Annotated in this window: 11 protein-coding genes; 7 read left to right on the top strand and 4 right to left on the bottom strand. The window is 51.4% G+C overall.

Features of this window, described 5'->3' with window-relative positions:
- Positions 1-309 precede the first annotated feature (309 nt).
- Positions 310-1,278 (top strand): prolyl oligopeptidase family serine peptidase, encoded by a 969-nt coding sequence (locus HY774_18260; protein MBI4750429.1) that lies wholly within the window; start codon positions 310-312, stop codon positions 1,276-1,278.
- Positions 1,279-1,280: 2 nt separating this feature from the next.
- Here the strand turns inward: HY774_18260 and HY774_18255 are convergent, their stop codons facing one another.
- Positions 1,281-3,716 (bottom strand): ABC transporter permease, encoded by a 2,436-nt coding sequence (locus tag HY774_18255; protein MBI4750428.1) that lies wholly within the window; start codon positions 3,714-3,716, stop codon positions 1,281-1,283.
- A 290-nt stretch (positions 3,717-4,006) separates the two neighbouring features.
- Positions 4,007-6,064 carry a radical SAM protein gene (locus tag HY774_18250; GenBank protein ID MBI4750427.1) on the bottom strand — a complete coding sequence of 686 codons (2,058 nt, stop codon included), beginning with the start codon at positions 6,062-6,064 and terminating at the stop codon, positions 4,007-4,009.
- Between the two features lie 1,030 nt (positions 6,065-7,094).
- On the opposite strand from HY774_18250, the gene HY774_18245 reads away from it, so the two are divergent.
- The 4 genes from HY774_18245 to HY774_18230 all read left to right on the top strand — a co-directional run bounded on the left by HY774_18245 (position 7,095) and on the right by HY774_18230 (position 13,696).
- Positions 7,095-8,048: a hypothetical protein gene (locus HY774_18245; GenBank protein MBI4750426.1), complete on the top strand. Its 954-nt coding sequence runs from the start codon at positions 7,095-7,097 to the stop codon at positions 8,046-8,048.
- 196 nt (positions 8,049-8,244) lie between these two features.
- Entirely contained in the window at positions 8,245-9,465 is a 1,221-nt protein-coding gene (locus tag HY774_18240; GenBank protein MBI4750425.1) for a methionine adenosyltransferase, read from the top strand.
- Between the two features lie 223 nt (positions 9,466-9,688).
- Positions 9,689-10,969 (top strand): adenosylhomocysteinase, encoded by a 1,281-nt coding sequence (locus HY774_18235; protein MBI4750424.1) that lies wholly within the window; start codon positions 9,689-9,691, stop codon positions 10,967-10,969.
- Between the two features lie 348 nt (positions 10,970-11,317).
- On the top strand, positions 11,318-13,696 hold the full coding sequence (locus HY774_18230) for a tetratricopeptide repeat protein (protein MBI4750423.1): 2,379 nt from the start codon (positions 11,318-11,320) through the stop codon (positions 13,694-13,696).
- 101 nt (positions 13,697-13,797) lie between these two features.
- On the opposite strand, the gene HY774_18225 is transcribed toward HY774_18230, so the two are convergent.
- Positions 13,798-14,709 (bottom strand): TIGR01777 family protein, encoded by a 912-nt coding sequence (locus tag HY774_18225; protein ID MBI4750422.1) that lies wholly within the window; start codon positions 14,707-14,709, stop codon positions 13,798-13,800.
- Positions 14,710-14,825: 116 nt separating this feature from the next.
- Here HY774_18225 and HY774_18220 point away from each other — a divergent pair, with 116 nt between their 5' ends.
- Positions 14,826-15,572, top strand: a complete 747-nt coding sequence (locus tag HY774_18220) for a hypothetical protein (GenBank protein ID MBI4750421.1) — start codon at positions 14,826-14,828, stop codon at positions 15,570-15,572.
- A gap of 155 nt (positions 15,573-15,727) precedes the next feature.
- Here HY774_18220 and ggt read toward each other — a convergent pair whose 3' ends face one another.
- Positions 15,728-17,458 (bottom strand): gamma-glutamyltransferase, encoded by a 1,731-nt coding sequence (ggt, locus tag HY774_18215; GenBank protein MBI4750420.1) that lies wholly within the window; start codon positions 17,456-17,458, stop codon positions 15,728-15,730.
- A 230-nt stretch (positions 17,459-17,688) separates the two neighbouring features.
- Here ggt and HY774_18210 point away from each other — a divergent pair, with 230 nt between their 5' ends.
- Positions 17,689-18,558 carry a class II aldolase/adducin family protein gene (locus HY774_18210; protein ID MBI4750419.1) on the top strand — a complete coding sequence of 290 codons (870 nt, stop codon included), beginning with the start codon at positions 17,689-17,691 and terminating at the stop codon, positions 18,556-18,558.
- Positions 18,559-18,686: the final 128 nt, after the last annotated feature.

Raw genomic sequence — 18,686 nt, 5'->3', positions numbered from 1 at the left:
CCAGATACTCCACGTTGAGTGGTACCCGCCAGTTCCCCAGTCTTCATCTTGAGTGGGATCAGTCAACTCATCGCCGAAACCCTGAACCCTGAACCCTGAACCCGATTTCAGTGGGATTTTATTTTCTTCTGGGTCCCTAACATTCAGAGTCTTTCGGAGTGCGGTTCACTTGACGCCGCTTTTCCAAATTTCTTCAAAACTAAATTGCCTCGTTTGGGCTCTCATTGGAAGAAAATTTCTGGTGACCGGTGACTGATTCTTCGAAGGTACTGGTTCCAAAGCACCAGTCACTAACCAAACGAGGTATATATGAAGCGCAATTTTGTCAGGGTATCCTCTCAATTTCTTGGAGTGAGCTTCCTTTTGATCTGCCTGCTTGGAGCGCTTGGAGTTACCGCTCAACGCAACCGACGGGCAGGACTCAGGCAACGTCTGGAGGAAGCCACGCAAATCAATCGCTCGACCATTACCGAATCATTTCAATTTGAAGGTGTTGAACGAAGTTACCGACTGCACCTTCCGCCCAGATTAAATACTCAGAAAGCGGTCCCGCTGGTTGTGGTGCTTCACGGCGGCGGTGGAAATGCCAAAAATATCGAGAATGTAACGGCTTTCTCGAAAAAAGCTGATGAGGAAGGCTTTATTGTGGTCTATCCGAATGGCTACAGCGGTGATGGCGTTCTCCAAACCTGGAATGCCTGGACGTGCTGTGGCCGGGCCCAGGCCCAAAACAGCAATGATGTCGGGTTTATCCGCGAACTGGTTGAACGTCTCAAAGGTCGATACAACATTGATCCGAATCAAATTTTCGCCACCGGGCATTCCAACGGCGCCATGATGGCCTATCGTCTGGGGTGTGAAATGGCCGATACCTTTGCGGCGATTGGTCCGGTTGCCGGCCCGTTAAACAGTACAAATACCCTGCCGTCACAACCGCTTTCCCTGATCGTCATTCATGGGACTGGCGACGGGGCCGCACCTTACACCGGTGGAACTGGCCGTGCCACGGGTGACTTTGTCTTCAATCCGGCCTCTCTGGGCGTCAAGACGTGGATCAACCTCACCGGGTGCAATCCGACACCACAAACTCAACAAACTGGGAAGGTTATCCACGAGACGTATACTGGCGGGCGCAATCGAACCGAAGTTGAGTTTTATACGATTGTGGATGGCCCACATCCCTGGCCTGATGCGCAAGGATTCACCACCGAACCGCCATCACGTGACCTCAACGCGACAGATGTCGTGTGGGACTTCTTTGCCAGGCATCCACGGTAGCGTCAAGCCGCTGCACTCCACAGGGCCACAACGGGATTGACCTTCATTGCCCGCCGGACCGGCATGGTGCAGGCCAGACAGGCAACAGCTACCAGAAGCAATCCCATACCAAAAAACGTCAGCGGATCACTCGCACTGACTGAATAGAGCAGCGTCGTTAACAACCGCGTTAATCCCAAAGCAACTGCAATTCCAAGGCCAATCCCGATACAGGTCAGGCTGATTCCCTGGCCGACAATCAGTTTCACAATATCCAGAGGTTGTGCGCCAAGCGCCAGCCGAAGCCCAATCTCACGGGTCCGCTCAGCAGCCGTGTAGGACATTACGGCATAAATCCCAATCGCTGCCACCACCAGGGCAAACCCGCCAAAAATTGAAAACAACAGCATACTAAACCGCGCTTTGGCAATTGATTGAGCCAGCAGGACTTCAAGCGGCTGGATTTCAGACAGCGCCAGATCGGCATCCAGGCTGGCCAGTTCACGGCGAATCGCGGTCACCACCGGCCCTGAATCATCACTGGTCCGAATCACCAGACTCATATAATTGAGCACCAGTTGTGGATGCGGCCAGTAGCATTTTGGACGAATTGGGCAATCAAGTCCTCGATGGCACGAATCGGCCACGACTCCGATAATTTCCAGGGTATCCACTGAGTCCGCTTCACGAAATACCAGATGTTTTCCAACCGGGTTTTCAGCGCCAAAGTACTGGCGGGCAAGCATCTGGTTAATCATCACAGCCTGACTCTTGATGTGCGCTTCCTGTGGTGAGAAGGTGCGCCCCTGAATGACCGGCATGCCCATCGCCTGGAAAAAGGTAGGACTGACGATTTCAATCTCGGAAAGCCAGTTCTCACCCGGTGAAGGAGTGGGGCGTTCGGCAATCTCAAAATCGGTTTCAATTCGCGCCCCTGTGAATGGAAGCGAATTGGTGCCCCCAACCGAGACCACGTTGGGGATTGCCTGAATCCGTTGAATCAACTGGCTGAAAAATTCAATCCGTTGAGCTGGGTTCCGGTACCGACTTCCTGGAAGCTGAACCCGGGCGGTAATCACATTGGCTGAGTCAAATCCAGGGTCAACCGCTCGCATCCGCAGAAAACTCCGGATCATCAGCCCGGCAATGATCAGCAGGACCACTGTCAAGGCAATCTGAGCCACCAGAAAGGTGCTCCGAAGGAAATTGTGCGGTGAAACAATCGTGATGGATTGCTGTTTGAGCACACTCGCCAGATTGGTCCGTGCAACCGCCAGTGCTGGAAACAGCCCAAATCCAATTCCTGTTGCCAGCGATAACACCAGGGTAAAGCCCAGCACCCGCCGATCAAGCTGGATCACGTTGAGCCACTGGATTTCTTTCGGGCTGAGCACCAGCAGAAAATCAACTGCCCATCGGGCAATCAACACCCCCAACCCACCACTCATCCCGGCCAGCAACAGGCTTTCAATCAACGACTGGCGAAACACCTGCCAGGGGCTGGCACCAATCGCGCAGCGAAGGGCAAATTCGTGTTTTTGGCGAACGGCTCTGGCCAGCAGTAGATTGGCAACATTGGCACAGGCAATCAGGAGCACCACCCCAACCGCCCCAAAGAGCGCGTACAACGCCGGTCGAATTGCCCCAACCAGTTCTTCACGCAGTGACACAACCTTAAACTGTCGCCGGGTGTTGGCCTCAGGATGGTGCACCGAGAGTTGCCGGGTCACTGCATCCAGTTCGTCTTGAGCTGTTCTGAGCGAAGTACCAGCCTTGAGCTGGCCAACCACAAACAGATAGCCCAAATGGGTCTGGTAGAAACTATCGCTGTAAATGACGGGTTGCCAGACTTGAGCCGGGCGGAATTTGAAGGAATTTGGAAGCAGGTTGAACTGAGTGTAGGGCGGCATAACACCAATCACGGTTGTAGGGTGACTGTTGAGTGACACCTTTCGACCAATGACTTTCGGGTCACCTCCAAATCGGGTTTGCCATAACTCGTGGCTCAGAACCACGACTGACGCAGCCTCAGGGCGAGTGTCTTCGATTGTAAAAGTTCGTCCAAGCTGCGCCGTTACCCCAAGCATGCCAAACAGATTTTCGGTTGTGATTTGAAGCTGGACTTCCTCAGGATCGCCGGCACCCGTGAGCGTCGCTTTGGGCATACTAAAAGCGGCCAGTTGTTCGAAAGTCGCCATATGTTCGCGATAAAAGCGAAACACAAATGGCGAGATCACATTTCGATCCTCAATTTTTGGAGGGTTGTACCCCCAAATCACAGCCAGTCGGTCAGATTCCTGGTATGGCAACGGCTGGAGCAACAACGCATTGACCACCGAAAAAATAGCGGTGTTCGCACCAATCCCCATAGCCAGCGTCAAGACGACGACCGCGACAAAGCCTGGATTTCTGAGCAGTGTTCGCCCGGCAAGGCGAAAATCACTGGCGAGTGAAAACATAGGAAGAATGAAGAATGAAGAATGAAGAATGAAGAATGAAGAATGAACGAGTTATCTCGTCACTTTGTCATTCTATCATCTTGTCACCCTGTCACCCTGTCAATCGGTCATCTTGTCAGGGGTCAGGGGGTTTGCTTTTATGTCCTTTTTTGTCCCTTTTGTCCTTTTTGTCCTTTTCCCAGAACTGGGATTACCTGACTATAATCTGATGCCCAAAAGAAAAACAGCAGCCAGTGCCAGGGCACTGACTGCTGTTTTGTTTTAAACGGACCAACTGGGCAAAAATCAGCTTACAGAGTTTCAGGTGGTTTTGGTGGAACACCAGCGCCAACCGGTTCTTCCTGTACTTTTTTGGCTTTATTGCGGCCAAGCTGAACCAGTTTGCCTTCGGGGCTCTTCTGACCGAGAACCTTTTCATTGAAGAGTTTGCGCATCATCGCTTTTTCTTCAGCCGCTGTCATTGGAACAGCATCTGAACGGTCACGGACGCGAGCGGCGTGATCTTCATTGATAATCAGGTGGTGCTCAGTGGTTTCGAGCGGCACATCAGCATTCTTCGCAAAGATTTCGTGACGGCCATGTTTTTTGTACCATTCGGCCACCTTGGCATTCTGGTGCATATCTTCGAGGATATTGCGCCAGCCGACCCCGGTGTTGTAAGCACAGAAGGAAATTTCACCTTCCTGCGTTCCATAAGGAATGATGCACATTTCCGTTCGGCGGAAATCATAGTTGAACAGATCCTGGAACCACATACCGGCAATAAAGAGGAAGTTCCATGGATCCTGGCGACGCTTGACGATATCTTCCATGGTGCGCTTGCCGTCTACGCGACCATAGTTGCGGCCAGTCAAACCAAGCGACTTGTCAAATTTCTTCAACAGGTCAAACAGGCTCAGGCTGGTCGGAGCACCGTATGGGTCATAGTTCTTGAGCAGGGCCAGACCGATCATGAGGTTTGAAAACTTCTTGCTGCGACCAGCATCAGTCACCTTGGTCATGTCCTTGAGGAACTGTGGCACGTTCAGGAACTGTGGCACCGGGGCCATTTCCTTGGTTTCCTTGTTGATCATCAGCGCCGTACCAACACCGCAATTCGGGTGGCAGCCGCAGCTCAAGTGACCAAATTCAGCCTGTGGGCCGTGAGCCAGATCCGCAAAGTCAGCAATGGTGCCCATAATCGAAATCGGGAACCAATCGCGGGTGGGTTCAGTGATGCCGACCTGTTTCTTCACGTCGTGGGCCAGATGTGACAGCGTGTAGCGCTGCATAAAGCGGCGGTCATCGGTCACTTCTTCGTCACGACCAGTGAAGGACACGGGCTGAAACGACACGAAAGCAATCTTCTTGGGATTGCTCATCGCAAACTCGATCACCGGGCCGACCTGATCATTGTTGACGTTGTTGACGAGGGTAGTCACAAGCACAATTTCGATGCCGGCTTCGTGCATGTTATTGATGGCACGCAATTTGACATCAAACAAGTTGCCGACCTGACGATGGCTGTTGGCGTCATTGCCGATTCCGTCAAATTGCAGGTAGGCATAGCGCAATCCGGCTTCAGCAGCCTTGCGGCAAAATTCTTTGCTCTTGGCGAATTCAATCCCGTTGGTCGCAGCCTGGACACTGTTATAGCCCAATTTGCGTGAGTATTCGATGGCTTCAAAGAAGTGTGGCGAGAGGGTGGGTTCGCCGCCTGAGAACTGAACCGACATCTGGCGACGGGGCTTGATGGAAATTGCGTTGTCGAGGACTTCCTTGATGTCTTCGAGCGAGAGTTCATGGACGAAGCCAACCTGGTTGGCGTCCATAAAGCACGGGTCGCACATCATGTTGCAGCGGTTGGTCAAGTCAATGGTCAGAACTGAACCACGTCCGTGCTTGATGGTGCTGGTGCCGTGATTGTGCAGCTTGTCGTCGTTGTGAGCATCAATGTCACGACCTGGGAACATGGACTCGATTTTGCCCAAGAACTCGGCGTCAATGGCCATCAAATCTTCATATTTGCCATGGATTGGGCATTCCTTCTCCATCCAAACTTCATTGCCACGCTTCACGATCTGGGCTTTGATTTCACCGACCTTTTCATTGATCAGCACGGTGTAATCTTTATCGCCCTTGATGATCTGCTCGCGAGCTTCGATCACGCATCGGGGGCACAGCGAATCAGTGGTTCGTGGCCATCCAAGCGTCGGCTTGGTTTTTTGCCAGGATTTTGGAATCGGTTTGTCGGACCATTTCGGGGTGAAGGAAGGAGCAGGCCTGTATTTGTTGACAGATTGAATAGCATTGAAGAGCCCACCGGCAATCTTGGTCAATGCCTTCTCGGCGTGCTTAATAGGTCGCATGTTGTTCTATTCTCCTTGCGTGGTGGAAGCCACGAAATGCAAATTCGTCCGTCAATCAGAAAGGATTCGGCTGGATCTGCGGCCAGTTTCCGAAACCGTTCCGAGGCGCTAAATATATGATGCCTTGTTGGTTAGGGTGTAGGGTAGCAACCTGGAATTTAATGACTGACGAGGCTTGGGTAAGGCAATGTGTTCATCCTATCTTCGGCGTGGAGACCCGGTCCTTGAGGGCCGGGAGGAAACGCCGCTCCTTGTGTGTTACGAGGGAAAAAGAAAGTGGAGGAAGGTAACCCCATCCACTTTCTTTCTTGAGGTAAAAAATACCTCAAACTTCTCCTTGCGGAGAGTAGCGCGTATCAACCGGACTGTCACCGTCGGTTGAATCCGTCCTCCTCCCGACCGGATTGGGGAAGGTTTGCCGTGACCGGCACCGGCACTGACTCCCATGCCTGTTTAACCGGCCACCGTAGAGCAGCGGACTGAGGCGGTATCCGCCGGTACCTATCGATTCTTCCCAATCGGTTCCCGTGATTTGCACGGGGGTCTGGTCAACCGGAGCTTGAGCCAATGCAACCACGGTGGGCCATCCGGCAGGATGGCGTCGTGGGTACGCGACTCAAGCCCGGCCCTTGCGGGCCGAGTCTGTTGACCTCGTACAAGCACGATGCGCTATATTCAACAGGAATACTTACTATGTCAAGCTCAAGATACCACATGACCGTTCGAAAACTTCAGTTTGCGTCAATTTTCTTCAGGTTGAAGAAACCGGTTTGGGGGTTCAGGGTTGCGGGTTCAGGGTTGTGGGGTTTGGGGTTTGGGGTTTTGATTGAAACCCACTTTCGACTCCCATTCCAACTCCAAGCCCAGACTGACTGTAAATTGATTCTTGCCGGCAGTATCAAGATGTATGCGTTGAAAATTCGGGTTTGCAGATGTGAAACCCGGCGACATTGTTTTCGATTCCCGGCTTCTTCCGCCAAACTCATTGTGTCACTTTTTGAGCCCATCATCTCTTTATTTCATTCCATTTATGCTTCAACCACCCTCCCCACCGCCCCCAGATGAAGAAATTCGTGATTTGGGGTTTGGCAGCATTGTCACACGTGAAAGCCGCCAGCGGCTTCTCAACCCCGATGGAAGTTTTAATGTCAAGCGCACTGGGTTGAACTTTTGGACGTCACTCAGTCTGTACCACACGCTCTTGACGCTCAGTTGGCCCAGGTTTTTTGGCGCCGTCATGCTCTTTTACCTCGGGACAAATGCTTTTTTTGCTTGTTTATATGTGGTGTGTGGCCCACATGCCCTGAGTCTTCCCGACAACATGATGACCCACAACGCGTTTTTGAATGCTTTCTTTTTCAGTGTTCAAACGCTGGGCACGATTGGGTACGGACATGTCAACCCGATTGGGCTGGCAGCCAACATTGTGGTGACGGTCGAAGCGTTCACCGGCCTGCTTGGAATTGCACTGGTCACAGGTGTCGTATTTGCCCGGTTTTCACGCCCGTCGGCCAAAATTCTCTTCAGCACGCACGCCATCATTGCCCCTTATCAAGATGGAACAGCCTTTGAATTTCGCATTGCAAACGCTCGCAGTAACCAACTCATTGAAGTCGAAGCCAAAGTGCTGCTCAGTCGGTTTGAAATGGAGAACGGACGACAGGTCCGCCGCTTTCATCTGCTCCCACTCGAACGTGGAAAAGTAATCTTTTTTCCGTTGAGCTGGACCATTGTGCATCCAATTGACAACCAGAGCCCGCTCCATGGACTGACGGCCCAGGATTTGGAAGATTCGGATGCGGAATTTTTGATCTTGCTTCAGGGCATCGAAGAGACATTTTCCCAGATTGTTCATGCCCGGTCATCCTACAAATTTGATGAAATCACCTGGAATGCAAAATTCACGGATATTTACAACCGGCCAACCGATGATCAAAAGATCTCAATGGATATTGGTCGCCTGAGCGAAATCAAACGCCTCTAAGCACACCAACCGTACTTGCCGAATCCTTAAAAAAATGCAGCCCCCCACTCGTACTTTCCGGGAATTTAATCCAGGCTAACCTATTCCCGCATAACAAGTTCACCTTACTTTCCCAAAATCTGTTTGACACCCCGAGCCTTATTGTATAGTTTGCGCGGTCTGAAAAAATTCATTTTTTCAGCTATCCCAACCCTCAATGGATTTCTCACTCCGCATTCATACCCTCTTGAGGAATCCCACTCAGTTATTTTTTGGAGGACGTCGCTTGAGCAGTCACGGAAATTTTCTATTCTCTTCAGAGTCTGTTACCGAAGGCCATCCCGATAAGATGGCGGATCAGATTTCTGACGCCATTCTTGATGAAGTCTTGCGCGAAGACCCAATGGGTCGCGTTGCATGCGAAACCCTTTTGGCCACTGGTCTGGTTTTAATCGCGGGTGAAATCACCACCACCAGTTTTGTGGATTTCCCGAAAGTCGCCCGCCGCGTCGTGGAACACGTCGGATATACTGACGCATCCTACGGCTTTGACTTTCATACCTGTGCCGTTATTTCCACCATCAATTCGCAATCACCCGATATTGCCATGGGCGTTGACACCGGTGGTGCTGGCGACCAGGGATTGATGTTCGGATTTGCCTGCAACGAAACCCCAGAGTTGATGCCGCTTCCGATCCAACTGGCTCACCAGTTGACCCGTCGCCTGTCCAACGTCCGCCGGGAAGGATTGCTTGAGTACCTGCGTCCGGATGGGAAATCACAGGTGACGGTTGAATATCGCAACGGTCGCCCGACCCGGGTGGATGCGGTTGTAATCTCAACCCAGCACAGTGATGCGACTTCAACTGACACCCTGCGTCGCGATATTCTGGAGCACGTCATCAAAAACACCGTTCCCGGCCATTTGATTGATAAAAACACCAAGTATCACATCAACCCAACCGGTCGGTTTGTGGTTGGTGGCCCACAGGGCGACACCGGGCTCACCGGTCGCAAGATCATTGTGGATACCTATGGAGGCTACGCGCCGCACGGCGGAGGTGCCTTCTCGGGCAAGGATCCGACAAAGGTGGATCGGTCCGCGACGTATATGGCGCGCCACGTTGCCAAAAATATCGTTGCCGCCGGGATTGCCGATAAATGTCAGGTTCAGTTGGCGTATGCCATTGGTGTGGCCGAACCGGTTTCGGTGTATGTCGAAACGTTTGGCACCAGCAAAATTGACGAAGACAAGCTTTCGGGTCTGGTTCGCGAGCACTTCCAGTTGACGCCGAAAGGCATCATCGAAACGCTCGACCTGCGACGTCCAATCTACCTGCCAACCTCAACCTTCGGTCACTTTGGACGCACCGAAAGCAGCTTTACCTGGGAACGCACCGACAAAGCTGAGATTCTGCGTCAAGACGCCGGGCTGTAATCTTTTAGTCAGTAGTCAGTAGTCAGTAGTTGATCAGTCAGTAGTCAGTAGACCAAACCCAGGTATTGCAGTTTGTAAAGACCTTGAAAAGAACTCTTTGCAAATAGTTCAAAAAGAACCAAATAGACTTGACAGAGAACTCCCCCCCAACACTCAGCTACTGACTACTGACTACTGACTACTGACTACTGACTACTGACTTTTTTACTTTTTAAGGAGATCTATGAGCAGCACTGTTCCTGTTAAGAATTATGATGTCGCCGATTTGTCGCTGGCGCCACAGGGGCTCAAGCGGATTGAATGGGCCGAACGTGAAATGCCTGTTCTGCGCCTGATTCGCGAGCGGTTTGCCCAAGAACGCCCCCTGGATGGACTTCGCATCGTGGCCTGCTGCCACGTGACCACTGAAACCGCCAACCTCGCCCGCACGCTCAAAGCTGGCGGCGCCGATGCCGTGCTGATTGCCTCCAATCCACTTTCAACCCAGGATGACGTGGCGGCGTCCCTGGTGGTTGACTTTGGGATTCCAGTCTTTGCCCGCAAGGGTGAATCCATTGAAACATACAACCAGCATGTGAATATTGCCCTCGATCACCGACCACACATTGTCATTGACGACGGTGGTGACGTGGTGTCAACCGTGCTCAAGGAACGCCGTGAACTGCTCCCGGAAATCATTGGCAGCACCGAAGAAACCACCACTGGTTTGCAGCGCCTCAAGGCCATGCAACTGGCGGGTGTACTGCCCTTCCCGGTGATTGCGGTCAACGATGCCCAGACCAAACACTTCTTTGACAACCGCTATGGGACAGGTCAATCCACACTCGATGGCGTGATCCGCGCGACCAACATCCTGCTCGCTGGTCGCAATATCGTCGTGGTTGGCTTTGGCTGGTGCGGAAAAGGCGTGGCCATGCGCGCTCGTGGCATGGGCGCCAATGTCATCGTTTGCGAAATCAACCCGATTAAAGCGATTGAAGCGGTCATGGAAGGCTTCCGCGTGATGCCGATTGCCGAAGCTGCCAAAGTCGGCGATATCTTTATCACCGTCACCGGCAACCGGCACGTGATTGACGTGCCACATTTTTCAGTGATGAAAGATGGCGCGATTGTGTGCAACTCCGGTCACTTTGACCTCGAACTGAACCTCGTGGCACTCAAGGAAATGTCATCTGACGTACGGTCAGTCCGGCAATTTGTGGACGAATATGTCGTCACCGAAACCGGCAACCGCGTCATCGTGCTCGGCGAAGGCCGTCTGGTCAACCTCGCCGCCGCCGAAGGCCACCCGGCCAGTGTGATGGATATGAGCTTTGCCAACCAGGCACTCTCCGCTGAATACCTCAAGAAAAACGAAGGCAAACTGGCCAACCAGTTGCACGTGCTGCCCGGTGAAGTTGACCAGGAAATTGCTTCGCTCAAACTCGAAGCCATGGGCGTCAAAATTGATACCCTGACCCCAGAAATGGTCGAGTACATCAATAGCTGGGAACTCGGCACCTAAATCAGAGCCAAGTTGTATTCCCCTAATCAAAAAGCCCTGCCTGGCTGGTGCCAGGCAGGGCTTTTGTATTTTTAAACGACTGAACCCTGTCTTATTTACTTTTGGTTTAATTTTGACCAGATAAAATTTAACCTCGTCTTAAATCCGCCACCCAAGAAATTAAACCACAACTCAACTCATTCACAGAAAGCAACTTATTCATCTGGCACCCTGATTGCAAAAAGAAAAGCACAACGGGGGTCCAGATCATTTGGGCTGTCTTGTGAACATCGCCTGAAATCTGATTGCTCCCCCAAATCACCCTCAAACTGCTTTTCCAGATCAGCAAGTGAAAGGATTTCTCCAGGTATGAAAAGAGCCTTCTATTTTATACAAATATCGCTCCTGGTTGTTTTTATCAATTTATTTGGCACTGTCACCAGTTATGGCCGCGAGTTGTCTGAAACATACGTTGCCACATTCCAACCTAAAACACAGATTGACCAGCAAGTGACTCCAGGCACACCAGCTAAATTTAAAATTGCTTCTGAAGAACAGCATCGGATTGTCTTTTCACTCAACAAGGGTGAGTTGCTGCATGTGGTGGTTGAACAAGATGGAATTGATGTTGAAGTGGCGTTATTCAATTCAAAGAATAAGTGCCTTGAGGCTATCAATATCACCCATCACGCATTTACTTTATGGAATCAGAATACTGGCACTGAATACCTGTCTTATTTGGCAAATACAGCGGAGAAATATCAGATTTCAGTGACAGCAACCGGATTTAACCATGCTGGGCTCTATCGGATATCAGCCGAAATTATTCACCACCCGTCTCAACGTGATTTGGAGCGGCTCAAGGCCGAACAATTGGTTGCCAAAGGCAGCACCTTGTTGATGCACGGCGATACCCAGGAAGAAGCGGTCTCAGTTTTACAGCAGGCACTGCCAGTCTGGCGCCAGGTTGAGGACAAATCTGGGGAAGCTTTGACCCGATACCTTCTTGGGTGCAGCTATAAATCATTTGACCGTGAAAAATCAAAAACCGCGCTTACAGAATCACTGGCACTCTGGCAGGCGGTGGGCAACAAATCTCAAATTGCCACAACACTTTATGCACTGGCGAATAGTAGCTGGGAGTCAAGCCGGGAGGTTACTCAGCAGAGAATCAACCATTATGGTCAAATTCGCGCAATCTATCAGGAAACCAACGATTATGTAAGTGAAGCGGAATTGTTGCAGGAACTGACCCAAATCTATGACTACTCCATGAAAGATCCTCAAAAAGTCAGAGAGTTGCATCAGGAAATCATTCGAATCTTCCAGGCCAACCATGACAAACAGAAAGAAGCTGACGCCTGGCACAGCCTGGGATTGGACTATGACCCGGAAACTGAGATTCCTCAAATCCTTGAAACCGGCTTCAAAAAACTTCAACTCTATCGGGAACTGAAAGATTTTCACCAGGTAGTTTTGACCTTGCGGCAGATTGGTGATTTGTACCGGAAACAAGGTGATGTCTCAAAAGCAGTTGATAGTTACCAGCAAGGAATTGCGGTTTCAGTAGCAACTGACCCCTATTTGATGGTGGATACAACCCTTCTTTTAATTGACTATTTCGGTGAAATCAATGAACCAGCCAAAGCTCTTGAACTTGCCCAGGGACTTATCAACCTTGTCCCCCAAATGGATCCACAGATGCAGTTCATTGCCGTGAGGGCATTTATCAATGCCGGGTGTCTTTATCAAAACCTCGACCAGCACCAAAAAGCCCTCGACATGTTCACCCAAGGGTTGACGACCTTCAAAACAGTTCAGTTTGAGCAGCAACAACTGGGGCTTAATAATCCTGAGGAGCCATCATTCGGTAATCAATATACTGAAATGGGACTTCTGGCAGGAATGGCGAGTGCACAGGCTCGTCTTGGGTTGCGGACCGAATCCCTTGAGAACATCAACCAGGCTTTGAAAATTGTGAAACAGGCCAAAGATCAATTCCAGATGATGGTGGGAGCTGACCTCTCATATGTTTTTGCGACTGACCTCATTGAATCTCTGGCCAGGATCGTGTTGTATCACTCCATCGGAGACAAACAGAAAACCATTGATGCTCTGGGCCAGACGCTCAAAATTTTGCAAAAAGAACAACAACACCAAGTTACCGAAGAAAATGTCGCGAGCATGAGGCGACTTCGCTTGCTCGAACTCCAACTCCAGCCAATGATGGCAACCTTGCTTTGGGAAAGCGGACGCAATCGAAAGTTTGAAGAGTACGTTGATCAAATCAGGCTCGACCAGGGAGCATTTCTGGATATTGTTCAAAATGAAACAGCGGCTCAGGAAGCGGTTTACAAGATTCGTGAATTGCAGCAAATGTACCAGACTCTCCACCAAACCAGAGCCTTTGCAACCAGGGACGAACTGGTCCGCTCCAGCGGATGCTATATTTTTGGATCTGATGAATCACGGCCTGGCCGCCAGGGATATCTGTTTGAACTGAAGGTCAGTGAAGATCGAAGCCGGTATGAGCTTTCCGGTGTGCCGGTCAAATATGGCCAAACCGGGATGCTGTCCTTTTATTTAGATAGCAAGGGAGGAATGTACACCCTTGACAACAAAGGACGGCCAATCAGTGAAGCCGACCGTAACCGATTGACTAAACCGCCTGACAAAAGCTCAGACCCCATTGAAGTCTTTGGATTTCTTTTTCGTGTTTTTCGTGTATTTCGTGGTTTCCTGTTCTGAAATTGGATCTCTCCGGGTGACTTTCGATAAAAACGGGAAGTTGTATTTTTACAGTCCCTAACCACTCACCACTCACCACTCACCACTTCTTCATTCTCGATTCACCCGACCAGATTTCCGAGGGCTTCATCGAGTTTCGGGAAGCGAAATTTGTAGCCCACCTTCTCAGCCACCGCCGGCGTAACTCGCTGACCATCCAGGACCACGCTGGCAGACTCCCCAAATAAAAGCTGCACGGCAAATCCTGGCACGGGCAAAATCGCCGGGCGATGCAGCGCACGGCCCAGTTCAGAGGTAAACTCCCCCATTCGCACCGGGTTGGGCGCCACACAATTGACCGGTCCTCGAACCTGCCCGTTATTCAGACTAAACACAATCAATTCGACAACATCGTCAATATGAATCCAGGGAAACCACTGTTTCCCGCTTCCAACTGGACCACCAACCCCAAACTTAAACGGTGTCAGCATCTGCGCCAGCGCGCCGCCTTCGAGCCCCAAAACCACGCCAATTCGAAGCAGCACCAGTCGCACTTTGAGTGATTCAACCCGCTGTGCCGCCCGTTCCCATTCCTGACACACTTCGCCTAAAAAATCATCTGCCGGAGGGGTGTTTTCATCCATCGCCGTTTCCAGATTTTTGGGATACAGGCCAACGGCTGAAGCCGAAATCAACACTGACGGGCGTATTTTGGCACGCTCGATTGCATCCACGACACAATTTGTCGTTTTCACGCGGCTGTTCCGAATGCGCTGTTTGACTTCAGGACTCCAGCGTTTTCCCACGACGGGTTCACCAGCGAGATTGATCACTGCGTGGCATCCGTCAATTTCCTTTTGCCAGTCACCCGGCTCACTGGATGTTCCCTGAACCCACCGCACGAGACCATCACTGCGACCTTTCCCCCGGCTTAATCCAATGACTTCAATCTGGTTGGCAGCCAGGGCACGAATGAGGTGTGTTCCAACAAACCCCGAAGCGCCAGTGATAAAAATCCGTATGCGTTCGGTCATAGCAACCATCCTTCTGATGAATTTTCTTGCAAAGAATTGAACTGGCTTGGATTATACTCCCGGTCGCCCAAACAAGCCTGAGTGTTTTCCGAAGAAGTTTTCAGCCCTAAAAAAATATGCCTGACGCACTGACTCCACCACCTTGCAAACCAACGCCAGACAGTTCAAACCAGGATTTGATTTTGACCCACGTGATTTTGAGTGGGCTCACGCCACTGATCCCGATTCCCTTTGTGGACGATCTGGTCAAAGCCTATTTTCAACGAAGGTGTATTCGTAAAATTGCAATTCGGCGCAATTACAAACTGACTTCGGAAGAAGCCAAAACACTGGGTGAAGACCCGGACGAAGGCTGCTTGCTTGGATGTCTTGGAAAAATCCTGCTCTATCCGCTGAAATGGATTTTTCGGAGATTGTTGTTCTTTCTGCGCTGGAAAAAAACCCTGGATCGGGCCAGCCACCTCTATCATCGCTGGTATCTGGCAGATTATGCGCTCCAGGAAGGACTCTGTGCCCCGGTTGGTCCACACAGCCCCGAGCACGTGCGCAAGACGATTGACAAAGTGTGTGAACAAACCCGCATCAGCCCGGTCGAACATGCCTTTTTCGCGGCCTTGAACCAGTCCAAATCGCTCATCAAAAGTGTAGCGCGCACGATTCAGGCCACGGTGATGGGTGTCAAAAAGGATGCCACGAACATTTCCCAGGCGGTCGAAGCCATTGCTGACGAACAGGAACACCAGCTTGAACCAGTCACCCAACGCCTGCACCTGGAACTTGATAAAGTGCCAAAAGGCCACTTTGAACAACTCTGTGCCCGGTTTCTTGAACAGCTTTCAAGCCAGCACGATACCGTGATTTAGGGTTCAGGGTTCAGGGTTCAGGGTTCAGGGTTCAGGGTTCAGGGTTCAGGGTTCAGGGTTCAGGGTTCAGGGTTCAGGGTTCAGGGTTCAGGGTTTTCGAATTTTTGTCCTTTATGTCCTTTTCGTCCTTTTCGTCTTTTCCCGGAACCCGGCTTTCAATACCCGGCAGCTTTCCCGAAATTACGAGGATCTGCGGCACCTAACCGCACGCCGGTTTCCGGTTCGATCAAAATCGCGTGGGCATCGCCAATGATTTCGGTGCGCTCGTTCAGGCTGTGCCCGCGTTGCTGGAGCGCCCGCCGAACATCCATCGAAAAGACTCGGGGTTCAAATTCAATCTGGTCCGGCAGCCACTGGTGATGAAAACGCGGAACATCAATCGCCTCCTGGATATTCATCTTGAAGTCAATCACGTTGACAATCACCTGGAGCACCGTGTTGATGATGGTCGGCCCGCCCGGACTCCCAACCGTACAAAACAGATTTCCATCTTTGAGCACAATCGTGGGAGTCATCGAAGACAGCGGGCGTTTGTGCGGCGCAATCAGGTTGGCTTCTTTCTGAATCAGTTTATATTCGTTGGGCACGCCCACTTTGACAGCAAAATCATCAATTTCATTGTTGAGTAAAAAGCCGCCGCCGGTGACCGTCAGACCGCTGCCATACGAGCCGTTGAGGGTAAAAGTACAACTCACGGCATTCCCAGCCTTGTCAACCACCGTGAAGTGCGTTGTTTCCTTTGATTCAGAGATAGTGACATTCCCTGGTTGGATCTGATCGCTTGCGGTGGCTTTCTCAAGATTGATTGAATGGAACAGATCAACCGCATATTTCTTTGAAGTCAAAGTGGTTACCGGAACTTTGATAAAGTCAGGATCGCCCAGGTATTCCGCCCGGTCAGCAAAGGCCCGACGCATGGTTTCGACCATCAAATGAATTGTCTCTGACGAACCCGCATCATCTGGCGTCAACGTGCGGTTTTCGAGGGTATTGAGCATTTCCAGGAGTGCCACGCCGCCCGAACTCGGCGGCGGCATAGTGAGGACTTCATACCCGCGATAGGTGCCGCGCAATACATCGCGCTCAACCGGCTTGTAGGCTTTCAAATCCGCCAGTGTAATCAACCCATTGCCCCGCTTCATTTCAGCCACGATGAGTTGGGCGGTTTTTCCCTCATAAAATTCACGTGGCCCCTGGTCGCGAATCCGGGCCAGTGTTGTAGCCAGTTCGGGCTGTTGAAACAGGTCGAATTCATTCCATAACTGTCCATTTTTCAAGTAAATGCGGCGAGATTCGGGAAATCGTTCCAGGGTCTTTTGCTTGCGGGCCAGCGAGCGCACCACGCCATAGCCAAGCTGGAAGCCTTTTTTCGCCACGCGGCAGGCCGGGTCAAGCAGTTCAGCCCATTTCCGGGTGCCAAATTTTTGATGGGCCAGTGCCAGCCCGGCTACAGTCCCAGGCACAGCCACGGCCCGCAGCCCAACCGTTGAGGCTTCGGGAATCACATTTCCATTCTTGTCGAGATACACCTCCGGAGTAGCCGCCGCCGGAGCGGTTTCACGAAAATCAATCGCAGTCGCCCGGCCATCAGCCATTCGGATCAACATAAACCCGCCACCACCAATATTTCCGGCTGATGGGTAGGTCACTTGCAGCCCAAACGCCATGGCAATCGCGGCATCAATGGCGTTTCCTCCGCGTTTGAGGATGTCCACGCCAATTTGGGAAGCAATCGGACTGGTGGAAACCGCCATTCCATTTCGTGCCCGGACCGGATTGGAAATGGTTTTGATTCCAGGGTTGGTTTGAGCCCGGAGTAGTTGTGGAAACAGTGCCTGGGTTGAACCAAGCGAAAGCAACAGAAAAAAACAAATGGTTCGCAGCATGGAAAAATGGAGCGTGTCTCAAGATGAAGAACTGGTGTGTCCTTCTTGTACTGATCTTTGCTGGAAATGGCAAATGCCAGCGCCATCAGGCACAATGCCAGATGAATGGATTCCTTGCCAGCCTTCGGATGCCTGTATAATATGGGGACGTGCAGAGACTTCCCTCCTGAGACCAATCCCGAAGCCCCTGCATACCCAGCTTTCAGTAATCAACCCTGATCTCAATTCGAATGGACACTACACACCAGCAACTGTGCGCCCAGATTGTTGAAGTTGGGCAACGACTTTATGAACGCAGTTATATTGTTGCCGGAGATGGCAACGTCAGCGTTCGCACGCCTGATGGATTTTTGCTCGTTACCCCATCAGGTAAAAATAAAGGGCTTTTAACGCCGGACATGATCGTCAAAACAACGCTCAAAGGCGAACATGTCGAAGGTCGGCTCAGGGCTTCGTCCGAACTGGCTATGCACATTGCGATTTATGAAGAACGACCTGATGTGTATGCCGTGGTTCATGCTCATCCTCCGGTGGGAACCGGTTTTGCCGCCACCGGACTACCGCTTGATCAGGCTCTGGTCTCAGAAGTGGTGCTGACTCTGGGCTGTATTCCGCTGGCCGAATATGGAACGCCATCAACCAAAGAACTCCCGGATGCCCTCCGCCGACTGTGCCACAAACACGATGCCTTGCTGATGGCCAATCACGGCGCCGTCGCCTATGGACCGGATTTGGAAACGGCGTTTAACCGAATGGAAACGCTTGAGCATTTTGCGCGCATCAGCCTGGTGGCTCATTTGCTTGGCGGAGGCCGCCCACTCACGCCACCAATGATTGCCAAACTGATTGAAGTTCGGGAAAAAGGCGGGTTTATGCCGCCGGAAATGCGCTGCCAGTCGTGCTCGTATTCGGCGGAGTTGCCCGGGTTTCACTGTGAGTCATCAGAAACTACCTCGCGGCCCTCACCGGCGACGCCTGGCCTGTCAGACGAAAAGCTCAATGAACCAATTACTTTGACACGCCGCGAATTAATTGATTTGATTGATCGCGCGACAAGACTTGCATTCGAACAACAAAGGTTGTATCAAACAGCGCGGTGACTTTTTCTGTAGTTGTTCAACTCCATTTCTCAAACCGCGTGCAATCACACACATCTTTTTTCAAACTGGATTGCTTTTTTGGCAGTACCAGCGACTTTTTTTCTCTTGAGAATCTTAGAGTAGCGAGG

The sequence above is a fragment of the Acidobacteriota bacterium genome, assembly GCA_016208495.1.
In the GTDB taxonomy this organism is placed as follows: Bacteria; Acidobacteriota; Blastocatellia; order Chloracidobacteriales; family Chloracidobacteriaceae; genus JACQXX01.
Note: the sequence above shows the minus strand (reverse complement) of the source record. Positions and strands in the feature narration are given on the sequence as shown.

Coding starts and splice junctions, on each gene's coding strand:
- HY774_18260 (MBI4750429.1), top strand. CDS start 310: ATGAAGCGCAATTTTGTCAGGGTATCCTCTCAATTTCTTGGAGTGAGC.
- HY774_18235 (MBI4750424.1), top strand. CDS start 9,689: ATGAGCAGCACTGTTCCTGTTAAGAATTATGATGTCGCCGATTTGTCG.
- HY774_18220 (MBI4750421.1), top strand. CDS start 14,826: ATGCCTGACGCACTGACTCCACCACCTTGCAAACCAACGCCAGACAGT.
- HY774_18245 (MBI4750426.1), top strand. CDS start 7,095: ATGCTTCAACCACCCTCCCCACCGCCCCCAGATGAAGAAATTCGTGAT.
- ggt (MBI4750420.1), bottom strand. CDS start 17,458: ATGCTGCGAACCATTTGTTTTTTTCTGTTGCTTTCGCTTGGTTCAACC.
- HY774_18240 (MBI4750425.1), top strand. CDS start 8,245: ATGGATTTCTCACTCCGCATTCATACCCTCTTGAGGAATCCCACTCAG.
- HY774_18250 (MBI4750427.1), bottom strand. CDS start 6,064: ATGCGACCTATTAAGCACGCCGAGAAGGCATTGACCAAGATTGCCGGT.
- HY774_18230 (MBI4750423.1), top strand. CDS start 11,318: ATGAAAAGAGCCTTCTATTTTATACAAATATCGCTCCTGGTTGTTTTT.
- HY774_18255 (MBI4750428.1), bottom strand. CDS start 3,716: ATGTTTTCACTCGCCAGTGATTTTCGCCTTGCCGGGCGAACACTGCTC.
- HY774_18210 (MBI4750419.1), top strand. CDS start 17,689: ATGGACACTACACACCAGCAACTGTGCGCCCAGATTGTTGAAGTTGGG.
- HY774_18225 (MBI4750422.1), bottom strand. CDS start 14,709: ATGACCGAACGCATACGGATTTTTATCACTGGCGCTTCGGGGTTTGTT.